The sequence below is a fragment of the Halomonas sp. genome, assembly GCF_029263665.1.
Lineage (GTDB): Bacteria > Pseudomonadota > Gammaproteobacteria > Pseudomonadales > Halomonadaceae > Halomonas.
Window position 1 is genome coordinate 17,209 of record NZ_JAJUFQ010000029.1, and the last position, 12,187, is coordinate 29,395.

The 12,187-nt window shown below is 57.2% G+C and carries 10 protein-coding genes; 9 read left to right on the forward strand and 1 reads right to left on the reverse strand.

All coding sequences use genetic code 11. The annotated features are described in order from the left end of the window. The first annotated feature begins 41 nt into the window (after nucleotides 1–41). The 7 genes from lepA to acpS all read left to right on the forward strand — a co-directional run bounded on the left by lepA (nucleotide 42) and on the right by acpS (nucleotide 6,709). Nucleotides 42–1,859 (forward strand): translation elongation factor 4, encoded by a 1,818-nt coding sequence (gene lepA, locus Q1K07_RS19445; protein ID WP_300315004.1) that lies wholly within the window; start codon nucleotides 42–44, stop codon nucleotides 1,857–1,859. A gap of 11 nt (nucleotides 1,860–1,870) precedes the next feature. Continuing rightward, nucleotides 1,871–2,656: a signal peptidase I gene (gene lepB / locus Q1K07_RS19450; protein ID WP_300315007.1), complete on the forward strand. Its 786-nt coding sequence runs from the start codon at nucleotides 1,871–1,873 to the stop codon at nucleotides 2,654–2,656. Between the two features lie 70 nt (nucleotides 2,657–2,726). Further along, entirely contained in the window at nucleotides 2,727–3,416 is a 690-nt protein-coding gene (gene rnc, locus Q1K07_RS19455; protein WP_300315010.1) for a ribonuclease III, read from the forward strand. Then, nucleotides 3,413–4,312, forward strand: a complete 900-nt coding sequence (era, locus tag Q1K07_RS19460) for a GTPase Era (protein WP_300315014.1) — start codon at nucleotides 3,413–3,415, stop codon at nucleotides 4,310–4,312. The genes rnc and era overlap by 4 nt, the downstream gene beginning before the upstream one ends. Before the next feature lie 211 nt (nucleotides 4,313–4,523). Then, nucleotides 4,524–5,219: a DNA repair protein RecO gene (gene recO / locus Q1K07_RS19465; protein WP_300315017.1), complete on the forward strand. Its 696-nt coding sequence runs from the start codon at nucleotides 4,524–4,526 to the stop codon at nucleotides 5,217–5,219. A 254-nt stretch (nucleotides 5,220–5,473) separates the two neighbouring features. After that, the gene (gene pdxJ / locus Q1K07_RS19470; RefSeq protein WP_300315019.1) at nucleotides 5,474–6,271 is read left to right on the forward strand and encodes a pyridoxine 5'-phosphate synthase; all 798 of its coding nucleotides are present in this window, start codon (nucleotides 5,474–5,476) and stop codon (nucleotides 6,269–6,271) included. A gap of 24 nt (nucleotides 6,272–6,295) precedes the next feature. Next, on the forward strand, nucleotides 6,296–6,709 hold the full coding sequence (acpS, locus tag Q1K07_RS19475; protein ID WP_300315021.1) for a holo-ACP synthase: 414 nt from the start codon (nucleotides 6,296–6,298) through the stop codon (nucleotides 6,707–6,709). 51 nt (nucleotides 6,710–6,760) lie between these two features. On the opposite strand, the gene Q1K07_RS19480 is transcribed toward acpS, so the two are convergent. Beyond that, nucleotides 6,761–9,517, reverse strand: a complete 2,757-nt coding sequence (locus Q1K07_RS19480; protein WP_300315024.1) for an ATP-binding protein — start codon at nucleotides 9,515–9,517, stop codon at nucleotides 6,761–6,763. 214 nt (nucleotides 9,518–9,731) lie between these two features. Between Q1K07_RS19480 and cysM the strand changes: the two genes are divergently transcribed. Then, entirely contained in the window at nucleotides 9,732–10,628 is an 897-nt protein-coding gene (gene cysM, locus Q1K07_RS19485; protein WP_300315027.1) for a cysteine synthase CysM, read from the forward strand. Nucleotide 10,629: 1 nt separating this feature from the next. Beyond that, complete coding sequence (locus tag Q1K07_RS19490) at nucleotides 10,630–12,066, forward strand: TRAM domain-containing protein (RefSeq protein ID WP_300315029.1); 1,437 nt, start codon at nucleotides 10,630–10,632, stop codon at nucleotides 12,064–12,066. The last annotated feature ends 121 nt before the right edge of the window (nucleotides 12,067–12,187 follow it).

Here is a 12,187-nt window from a genome sequence, read left to right on the forward strand (position 1 = left end):
CCTTCGCCGTCCGGCGCGTTCATATGACGGAAACATAGTGCATGTCACAAGCTGATAACCGCAAGGTAATCAACAATATACGCAACTTCTCCATTATCGCGCATATCGATCATGGCAAGTCGACGCTATCTGACCGATTGATTCAGAACTGTGGTGGCCTGAGCGAGCGTGAACTCAAGGAGCAGGTCCTGGACTCCATGGATCTTGAGCGCGAACGTGGCATTACCATCAAGGCGCAGTCGGTGACGCTGGATTACCAGGCTGCTGATGGTGAAACCTACCAGTTGAATTTCATTGATACCCCCGGGCATGTGGACTTTTCCTACGAAGTCTCGCGTTCCTTGTATGCCTGTGAGGGGGCGTTGCTGGTGGTGGATGCCGCTCAAGGTGTCGAGGCGCAGTCCGTGGCCAACTGCTATACCGCCATTGAGCAGGGCCTTGAAGTGTTGCCGGTGCTCAACAAGATGGACCTGCCGCAGGCGGATCCGGAAAAGGTCAGCCACGAGATCGAGGAAATCATCGGTCTCGATGCCACTGATGCCTGCCAGGTTTCGGCCAAGAGTGGTTTGGGTATCAATGAGCTACTTGAGCGCCTGGTGCGTGACATTCCACCTCCCAGAGGAGACAAGGAAGCACCGTTGCAGGCACTGATCATCGACTCATGGTTTGATAATTACCTGGGTGTGGTATCTCTGGTGCGGGTGTTCGATGGCACACTGAAAAAAGGCGACAAGATTCGCATTCTGTCCACCGGGCGTGACTGGCAGGCCAATGAAATTGGCATCTTCACCCCTCTGCGCAAGGAAACCAATATCCTGCGTGCTGGTGAGGTTGGCTTTGTGGTCGCGGGTATCAAGGATATCCATGGTGCGCCAGTGGGCGATACGATCACGCATGCCAAGACGCCGGAAGTGAAGCGCCTGCCGGGTTTCCAGAAGGTCAAACCGCAGGTCTATGCAGGCATGTTCCCGGTCAGTGCCGATGATTACGAAGACTTTCGTGATGCACTGGCCAAGCTGGCGCTCAATGATGCCTCTCTGGATTATGAGCCGGAAAACTCCGATGCCCTTGGCTTTGGTTTCCGTGTCGGCTTCCTCGGAACCTTGCACATGGAAATCGTGCAGGAGCGTCTGGAGCGCGAGTACGATCTCGACCTGCTGACCACTGCACCCACGGTGGTCTACGAGCTGGCCATGAAGAATGGTGAAGTGCGCTATGTTTCCAACCCATCCAAACTGCCAGACATGGCTGATGTGGAGGAAATGCGTGAACCCATCGTTCGTGCCAGCATTCTGGTACCTCAGGAATTCGTCGGCAATGTGATTGCCGAATGCGAAAACCGCCGCGGAACGCAGAAGGACATGCAGTTCCTCGGGAGTCAGATCCAGCTGACTTATGAACTGCCGATGAGTGAAGTGGTGATGGACTTCTTTGATCGTCTCAAGTCCATCTCCAAGGGGTATGCTTCCCTGGATTACAACTTCGAGCGCTTCGAGGCCGCCAAGCTCGTGCGTCTTGATGTGCTCATCAATGGCGATCGGGTCGATGCTCTGGCTGTCATCATTCATCGCGACCATGCTCACTCCCGTGGCCGGGTGCTGGTGGAGAAGATGAAGGAGTTGATTCCACGCCAGATGTTCGACGTGGCAATTCAAGCCGCTATCGGTGGGCAAGTCGTGGCCCGCTCCACCGTCAAAGCGCTGCGCAAGAACGTGACTGCCAAGTGTTACGGTGGTGACGTGACCCGCAAGAAAAAACTGCTGGAGAAGCAGAAGGCGGGTAAGAAACGTATGAAGCAGGTCGGCCGGGTGGAAATCCCCCAGGATGCCTTCCTTGCTGTGCTCAAGGTGAATGACTAGGAAGGACGTATATGGATTTTTCCCTGATGTTGGTGATCGCGGTGGCGGTCACGGGCCTGGTCTGGCTGGTGGGTGTTGTATGGTGGCGGCCACGTAATGCCGCGGTGACAGCCGCTGCTGATGGCGATGGTGTTTCTGCTGCGAGGCCGCGTAAGGACCCCTGGCCGATCGACTATGCGCGTTCCTTCTTTCCGGTGTTGCTGGTGGTACTGGTGGTGCGTAGCTTCATTGTCGAGCCGTTTCAGATTCCTTCTGAGTCAATGCGCCCAACCCTGGAAGTAGGGGACTTCATCCTGGTCAACAAGTTTTCTTACGGTCTGCGCTTGCCGGTAGTCAACACCAAGATACTCGACCTTGGGGAACCTGAACGTGGTGATGTCGTGGTGTTCCGTTATCCGCAGGATCCATCCGTCGACTACATCAAGCGTATCGTGGCGGTTCCTGGTGATCATGTCAGTTATCTCGGCAAACAGCTCTACGTCAATGGCGAGCCGGTGCACAAGACTCAGGTAGATGCCTCTCCTGAGGCTGCGCCTGGAAATGTCCTGTTGCGCGAGCAACTGGGAGAACACGATCATCAGATCTACAATACTCGTGGAGCCTTCAGTCCACAGGTGCGTGATGTTGTCGTGCCCGAAGGCAGCTATTTTGCCATGGGGGATAACCGAGACAACTCCAAGGACAGTCGCTATTGGGGCTTCGTTCCGGAGGAAAATGTCGTGGGCAAGGCCTTCGCTGTATGGATGCATTGGGAAGGCTTTATTCCGAGTTTCTCCAGCGTGCGCCTGATTCGTTGAGGTGCATCGCGATGAAGCCGGGCCTAAAGGCCGCTGGCCTCAATTTCAACAATGAATTAGCAGGAGCGTCGTGAGCAATCCCCTGACCGCTTTTAGCCACCGTATCGGCCATGAGTTCAAGGATTCTGGACTCCTGGAGTTGGCAATGACCCATCGTAGCTACGGTGGCCGTAACAATGAACGTCTGGAGTTTCTCGGTGACTCGATTGTGAACTTTGTCATCGCAGAGGCTCTGTTCCAACGTTTTCCCGAAGCGCGTGAAGGCCAGCTTTCCCGCTTGCGTGCTCGCTTGGTCAAAGGGCAGACCCTGGCCGAGCTGGCGCGAGAGATGAGAGTCGGTGAATGCCTGCGGCTTGGCTCTGGTGAAATGAAGAGCGGGGGCCATCGCCGTGAGTCCATCCTGGCGGATGCTGTTGAAGCGGTGATCGGGGCCATTTATCTCGATGCCGGTATGGATGTGGCTCGGACCCGTGTACTGGCGTGGTTTGCCGAGCGCCTCGCCAACATCAATCTCAAGGAATCCCAGAAGGACCCCAAGACACGCCTTCAGGAATTCCTGCAATCGCGTCAAGCGCCTCTCCCGCGTTATGAAGTTACCTCGGTGGAGGGAGAGGCACATGCCCAGACCTTCACTGTGGAATGTCACGTAGAGGTGCTCGACAAGCATACTGTTGGTAGCGGCTCCAGCCGCCGCCATGCAGAACAGCAGGCAGCCGAGCGTGCCCTGGCCCTGCTCGACCCCAAGGGAGTCAGTGCATGACCCAGACCTGTGGCTTCGTTGCCATCGTTGGTCGCCCCAATGTCGGCAAGTCAACGCTGATGAACCGTATTCTGGGGCAGAAAATTTCAATTACTTCACGTCGGCCCCAAACGACACGACATCAGGTCATGGGGATCAAGACGGAAGATGATGCCCAGTTTGTCTACGTGGACACTCCGGGTATCCATATTCTGGCCAAGGACCGCAACAAGGCGATCAACCGCTTCATGAATCAGGCGGCCGTACAGGCCTTGCGTGATGTGGACTGCGTGGTGTTCATCATCGACCGTACCCGTTGGTCAGATGAAGACCAAGTGGTTCTGCAGCGTCTTGAGCATGTGGAAGCCCCCGTGATCCTGGCGGTGAACAAGGTGGATCGCCTGCAGGACAAGGCCAGCTTGCTGCCCTGGTTGCAAGAGGTCGGGGCGCGTCGTGAATTTGCTGCCGTGGTGCCGATTTCCGCCAAGCACGGCACCAATGTCCCCGAGCTGGAAGCTGAAATCGCCAAATACCTTCCGGAAAGTATTCATTACTTCCCCGAGGACCAGATCACCGACAAGAGTCAGCGCTTTCTTGCCGCTGAGATGGTGCGCGAGAAAGTCATGCGTCAGCTTGGCGATGAGCTGCCGTACCAGATGACCGTGGAAGTTGAGGAGTTCCGTGATACGCCCAAGGTCGTGCATATCAGTGCTCTGATTCTGGTCGAGCGTCAGGGGCAGAAGAAGATCCTCATCGGTGAGAATGGCGAGCGCATCAAGAGTATCGGTCGAGAGGCGCGCATCGATATGGAGCGTTCTCTGGACAAGAAGGTCATGCTCAATCTGTGGGTCAAGGTCAAGCGTGGCTGGTCCGACGACGAGCGGGCGCTGAAGAGCCTGGGTTACGATCTTGATTAAGCCGTTAAGGAAACACTGATCTCATCAGTGCGAGGCTGCTGACAAAGGTCACGAGCGATGGTCAGGCAAGACAAAATCCGCCGAGAAAGCGCAGTTTACAAGGTGTAAATGAGCATTTTGAGGTGGATGTTAACGCCGCATGGCCGAGCACATTAGTTTGTCAGCAGTCTCTGTTTTTTTCTCCTCCCGCCAACTGACAGCGCCACCTCTCATGCAGCCACAGCCGGCCTATCTGCTGCACAAGCGACCCTATCGGGAAACCAGTGCCCTGGTGGACATCCTGACCTTGAACCATGGGCGTATACGGGCCGTGGCTCGAGGTATTCAGCGTCCAGGCAGCCGTTCACGCAGCCAGATGCAACCATTTGCTCCCTTGCATGTGACATGGCAAGGGGAACGTGAACTGAAGCGCTTGCGCCTGATCGAGTCCCGAGGCGCTGCGGCCATGCTGGTCGGAGAAGGGCTGCTGTGTGGCTTGTATGCCAACGAACTGTTGACTCGCCTGCTGCCCACGGAGCTGCCGGTGGCCGATGTGTTTGCTTTTTATACGGCTGCGCTGGCCGAGCTTACGGTGCCGGCTTCTCGGGCTTCGGCCCTGCGTCGTCTGGAAGTAGCGTTACTGGATGCACTGGATGCTGCCCCGCGCTTTACGACCATGACAGGAGCCACGCTGGATCCTCAGGCACGTTACCGCTATGACCCTCATAGCCGCGCCTTCACGCCTGCGGCAGATGGCGTGGACGGGCGAACCCTACGCTTGCTGGCCCATTGTGACTGGGGGGAGCCTGGCCTGGCGCGAGCCGCCAAGATCATCACCCGTGCAGCACTCGCACCATTGCTGGGCGATCGGCCATTGCGCTCCAGGGCCTTGATGCAGAGCCTGGTTGAGCGTCGACGACAGCCTTGAGCGGTTTTTTGGAAACAGCCTTGAGCGGGTATTGGAAGCAGCCCTGAGCGGTTTTTTGGAAACAGCCTTGAGCGGGTATTGGAAGCAACCCTGAGCGGTTTTTGGGAACAGCCCTGAGCGGTTTGAGAACAGCCTGGGTCGAGGTTAAGCACGGCCCAGACCAGTGTTATGATAAACCTCTTTTCTTCAGGCATCTGTGCCCAATGGCAATATGCTTGGCATGAGTGCTCATTATCCCCAGATGGAGATTGACGATGCATCCTCCTCGAATGCTGCTTGGCGTTAATATCGACCATATCGCCACCTTGCGTCAGGCCCGTGGTACCCGCTATCCGGATCCCGTTCAGGCAGCATTGCTGGCCGAGGAAGCTGGCGCTGATGGCATTACCGTGCACCTGCGTGAAGATCGCCGGCATATTCAAGAACGTGATGTGCGTATTCTGGCCGAGGTCTTGAATACACGCATGAATCTGGAAATGGCCGTCACGGAGGAAATGCTCCGCCTTGCTGAGGAAGTGCGCCCGGCACATGTGTGCCTGGTACCAGAGAAGCGAGAGGAACTGACCACCGAGGGCGGTCTCGATGTGGCGGGGAATTTCGACGCGGTGAGTGCAGCATGCAAGCGTCTGGCTGAGGCGGGGAGTGAGGTTTCCCTGTTTATCGATCCTGATCCGGAACAGATCGAGGCTGCGCTGCGTGCCGGGGCTCCTGCCATCGAACTGCACACGGGTGCCTTTGCCGATGCTGAATCAAAGGAACTGGCAGCCAAAGAGTACCAACGCCTGATCGCTGCTGCGGAAATGGCAGTGGAGCTGGGAATCATTGTCAATGCTGGGCATGGTCTGCACTATCACAATGTGGAAGCCATTGCGGCCATTCCTGGGTTGAATGAGTTGAATATCGGCCATGCCATCATCGCTCGTGCCTTGTTTGTTGGCCTCAAGGAAGCCGTGTCCGAGATGAAGCGACTGATGATCGCGGGTTACGAGGCTGGCTTAGTCGCTGCCATCGACGAGTTCGAGCACGCCCATGATCATGATCACCATGACTGAGTGTCTACCAAGGGGAGTTGGCGCGTGATTCTGGGCATTGGAACCGATATCGCCCGGGTCGAGCGTTTTGAAGCGGCAATGCGTCGCCATGGCGATCGTTTTGCCGCTCGAGTGCTGGGTCCGCGTGAAGCGCAGCGCTTTGCTCAGCATGTGACTCCGGCAGCGTTTCTGGCCAAGCGGTTTGCGGCCAAGGAGGCATTCGTCAAGGCGCTAGGTACTGGCCTGCGTGAAGGAATGCGCTGGACTGACATCCAGGTCGTCAATGATGCCCTGGGGCGACCTTCCCTGACGCTGAATGGCGAAGCCGCGCGTTTGGCGGAAAGCCTTGGAGTGACGCGGATGCACTTGAGCCTCAGCGATGAGCATGATGTGGCCGTGGCATTTGTGGTTCTGGAAGGTGACTTTTATCGTGAGCATTCCGCAGGAAATGCCGTCTAGGTAAATGCTGCCAGACCCGCTGGATGGATATTCCAGCGGCGAACATGGCCTTCATCTACTGGGCTCTCTCGCTGAGGCCTCGATGCCTCCTTCCCCGTGTTCTGCCTGCCATTGGCGCAGATCGTTCATGGCTTCGGCCAGATTCCCCAGCATGGGGCGAATACCCTCGATACCGCGGGAACGCAAGCGTGTCTCCAGCGTTTCCACCAGAAGCCCCAGGCGTGGTACTCCGCAATAGCGACAAGCTCCGTTCAATGCATGAACGGCATCGAGAAGCGCCTCCTCATCTCCACGAGACATGGCATCATCGACCGCTGTCTGCGTGTCTTTCAGCGAAGCGGTCAACTGTTCTATCAACTGGCGGGCCAGACCTTCGCGTCCACCTGCGAGTCGAATGCCCAGGGTCAGGTCGACTGTCGCCAGTTCGTCTTCGGCAGACATGGAGGACGCCGGTGCATGAGGGGGCTTGTCAGAGAGCCGTATGCCCAGCCATTTTTGCAACAGTTGATCGAGCATGGTGGTATCCAGCGGTTTTATCAGAACTTCATCCATGCCATTGGTCAGGAGTTCTCGGTGCTCGTCTTCCAGTACATGGGCGGTCACTGCAATGATGGGGCACTGGCGCCATCGAGCGTTGATGCGGCGTAGTGCCTGGGTGGTCTCCAGGCCATCCATGCCTTCCATGCGAATGTCCATCAGCACCAGGTCGAAGTCTTGCGCTTGTGCCAGGGCGAGGGCGGCCTCGCCACTGTGCGCCATGGTGATCTCGCGCCCAGGTCCTTCAAGCAATTCCTTGAGTAGCAGGCGGTTGGTCTCACTGTCATCGACCACCAGCAGACGAGTCGTTGCATGAGGAAGCGGTGTTGTCGGGACGGCCTGAGGAAGAAGCGTTTCAGCAGCCGGTCCGTAGAGCAGAGTTTCGTTGATCATTCCCCTCGCTGGGCTCTCAGCTGAATCCGGCGACGGGGCTGGCGATGTAATTTCTGCCCTGACTCCCAGGCTCTGCTGCACGACCTGAGCCAGAAACTGTCGTGAGATAGGTTTCGAGATGATCGTGACATCAGTCGGCAGTGCAAGGCTGGCCATGTCTGGCAAGCCTCCATTCAACAGCAGGATGGTCGGAAAGCTGCGCAATGTAAGCTTTTCTCTCAGGTGCTGTAGGCGCTCATCCTCGATATCGGCCTGATCAATGGCCTCCAGGGCAAGGAGTGCATGCTGTGGCGTCTTCACCGTATGAACTTGCCAACGTTCAAGCAGATGCAGTAGAGAACGGCGCGTCGGTCCGTGGGGCTCCTCGACATAGATGGCTATTCCCTGGAGATCGAGTTCTGCTGGCCGCTCCCGGTTGGGGTTGCCGTGCAGGGACAGCGTGAAATAGAAGGTAGAGCCATGCTCTGGTGTACTGTCGACGCCAATGGTGCCCCCCATTTGCTCGACCAGTTGGCGCGAGATGGTCAGTCCCAGGCCGGTCCCTCCAAAGCGTCGAGGATGGCTGGCGGAGGCTTGATGAAAGGCCTGGAACAGTATGCGTTGCTGGTGTTCCGTCAAACCGATGCCGGTGTCACTGACACTCAGGCGCAAGGTGACCTGGTTGTCATGGAACTCCTCCACCATAACTCGGACAATGACTTCACCATGTTCGGTGAACTTGATGGCATTGTTGACCAGATTGGTCAGGACCTGGCGAATGCGTAGGGGATCACCATTGAGTTCGGGCGGAACATCGTCGTATACCAGGCCAAGCAGCTGCAGGCCTTTTTGCTGGGCAAGAGGAGCTTGCAACCCGAGCACTTCATCGACCAACAGTTGAATGTCGAGAGGAACGCGTTCCAGCACCAGTCGACCCGCTTCCAGCTTGGAAAAGTCGAGCACATCATTGACCAGTGACAGCAAGTTGTCGCAGGCCCGGTGTACCTGGTCGAGCCATTCGCGCTGGCGTGGGTCCAGCGGAGAGCGTCCGAGCAGGCGGCAGAAGCCGATGATGCCATTGAGAGGCGTTCGAATCTCGTGGCTCATGTTGGCCAGGAATTCGGACTTTACCTGATTGGCCTCGACAGCTTGGCGACGAGCGATGTCCAGTTCGATATTCTGGACTTCTATGGTCTCCATGGATTCCTGCAGTTCTTGTGTTGCGTGCTCGATCTGACTCTGCAGATCCTCCTGAGCGGCAGCCATATGATCGATCAAGGCGTTGACGCGCTCAGCCAGTTCGGCCAGCTCAGGAGGTTGATCCAAGGGCAGATGAGATGGCGTGCGACCCGCACTGAGCTGATCAAGCAAGCGTCGTATGTCATCGACTGGCTGCAGGATGCGTCGTCCCAGAGAATAGGCAACGAGGAAAAGCAGTAGCCCGGAAACCAGCAGAATGAGGCCGCTGCGCGCCAGATCACTATACGCTGCGAGAGGGAGCAGGGAGGCGTCCACGTCAAGTGTCAGCCATGCATCATCCGTCCGGGAAATGGGAGCCGTGACTACCCATTGGCGATAATGGCGCTCGATGCGCGGCGCGTCAGGGCGACGAGTCGATAATGCTTCGCCTCTCAGGCGACCCAGTTCCAGTAGCGATCCCTGCGAGTTCTGGATGCGTAATGCACGCACCGATTGAACATCCATCAGGCTATTGGCCACGGCCTGCAATGCGGCACTGTCGTTGATACTCAGTGCATTGCCGAGCTGCGGTGTGATCAGGCTTATGGCAGTGGTCAGTTGATCCTGCAAGGCCTTGTGACGCAACTCGCTGCCCTGGTGCAGGGTCAACCCGACAAGCACTGCCAGTAGCAACAGAGGCAAGCCGAGCAATGCCAGCATCAGGCGGGTTCTCAAGGTAGATCTGAAAAATGATCTGAAAAGCATCTGGGAGCCGGAATTCCTGCATGGATAAAGGCGCAATGACGTGTCAGGACGGTGCTCAGGGCATGCTGCCCTGAGGCCCTCTCTTCATGTCAGCGCATGAGCCGATGCCTGTCCAGTATGGATGGGCGCCGATATAATGACCAAAAGATACCTCCACAAGGAAGCATTCATGCAATTCCCGACCCTCGATCAGGTGGTGGGCCACACGCCTCTGGTTCGCCTCAAGCGTATTACTGCGGGCCGCAACAATGTCCTGCTGGCCAAGCTGGAGGGCAATAATCCTGCCGGTTCCGTGAAGGATCGGCCCGCTCTGTCCATGTTTGCAGAAGCGGAAGCCCGTGGCGAGCTTGCCCCCGGCGATACATTGATCGAGGCAACGTCAGGCAATACCGGAATTGCTCTTGCTATGGTAGCGGCTATGAAAGGGTACCGCATGATATTGATTATGCCGGAGAATGCCTCTGAAGAACGTAAACAGGCCATGGCCGCATACGGTGCGGAGCTCATAGAGGTGAGCAAGGAGGGAGGCATGGAAGAGGCCCGGGACCTGGCCGACACCATGATTGCCCGTGGCGAGGGCAAGGCGTTGGATCAGTTCTCCAATCCGGACAATCCATTGGGGCATTATCGCACCACTGGGCCTGAGTTGTGGCAGCAGACCCATGGCACGATTACTCACTTCGTCAGTTCCATGGGCACAACCGGTACGATCATGGGTGTGTCTCGTTATCTCAAGGAACAGAATGCCGACATCCAGATTGTTGGATTGCAGCCTGAGGATGGCGCAAGTATTGCAGGTATTCGGCGCTGGCCCGAAGCCTACCTGCCGAAAATCTTCGATCCGGCCCGCGTCGATCAGGTGATCGATATTGGTCAGCAGGAAGCAGAAGAGCATATGCGTCGTCTGGCACGAGAGGAGGGTATCCTGGCGGGTGTTTCTTCTGGAGGTGCTTTGGCCGGCGCCCTGCGAGTGGCGGAAACAGTGGAGAATGCCGTGATAGCGTTCATTGTCTGTGACCGAGGCGATCGCTATTTGTCCACTGGTCTGTTTGCCCCGGAGCAGTAAAGTGTCAGGACTTGGAAAGCGGCGCCCGGCAAGAGCCCGGTCAGGTACTTCCGGCCTGACTCAGAAGCGTTCAAACGCCGAGCCTGGCGCTAAACGCCAGGCATACGATACAAGCACACATGCTTCTGTCTCCTCTGCGGAGGTACTGGAAGTCACTGCGCTGGCGCATGATGGACGTGGAATTGCACGTACTTCACAGGGCAAGACAGTGTTCATTGAAGGTGCATTGCCGGGAGAGCACGTTACGGTGGCGGTGCATCGTACGCGGAAGCGTTTCGATGAGGCTCATGTGCGGGAGGTGCGGATTTCTGCGGCAGAGCGGGTGACGCCACCATGCCCATATGTGGATCGCTGTGGAGGTTGCGACCTTCAGCATCTGGCCTTGGATGCCCAGCGTCGTCACAAGGTGGCGGTACTGGCCAATCTTCTGTCCCGCCAAGGGATCGAGCTACCTGGCGAGGTACAGGTGCTGTCGACAGCAACAGTGGGGTACCGTCGTCGTGCCCGGCTGAGTGTACGCGTGGGTGCGGATGGAGAAGTGCAATTGGGGTTTCGAGCCCGTCGTAGCCGTCGCCTGGTAGAGGTGGATGCATGCACCACTCTGGTGCCGGAACTGTCGGCGATGCTTCCTGCTCTATATGCACAACTGGTTGCTCTGGAAGCTCCGCGCCACGTAGGACATATAGAGCTTCTCCACACCGAAGAGGGGGTCACGCTGGTATTGCGGCAGTTGCGCCACCATGTGCAGGACCTGGCCAGTTGGCAGCAATGGGCAAGGGAGCAGGGCGTTCGCTTGGCCATGCGGGTAGGCCGTGATACGCCAGAGTTCAAGTGGCTGGAGCCTGAAGACGAGGATCCTTCACTGACTCTCAAGGTGCCGTCAATGACACAGGATCTGACGCTGGGGATCGCTCCTGGTGATTTCTTCCAGGCGAATGATGGCGTCAATCGATGCTTGGTCGAGACAGCACTAGCGTGGCTAGGAAAGCCGAATGGAGGGCAGTCTCTGCTTGACCTGTTTGCTGGTGTCGGTAATTTCAGCCTGCCGCTGGCTGCGGCGGGTTATACCGTGGCTGCCGTGGAAGGACAGCAGGAAATGGTGGCACGCCTGAACGACAACGCGTGTCGGCTCGAGCTCGAGGTACATGCACGACAGGCCAACCTGCATGATCCGGTGAGTGTGAAACAGTTGCTGGATGACATGCCGGCAAATGTCGTGGTGCTGGATCCTCCTCGGGAGGGCGCGGAAGCCTTGTGCCAGGCACTTGCTGAGCGCCCGGTTTCCAGGGTGTTGTATATCGCCTGTGATCCGGCGACGATGGTACGCGATTCGGCATATTTGTTGCGGGGAGGCTATCGCTTGGAGCGGGCCGCCATGGCTGACATGTTCGTCCACACCTCTCATCTGGAGTCGATGTTGCTGTTTGTTCGTGATTGAGTCGGCGGTGATTGAAACGTTCGTGACTGAGCCATCGACGTGGTTACGTTATTGAAGTGAAACATGAGATGGCGTTTGGCGATCAAGCACGCTGCCATAGCACCGATAAATGAGAAGCGCC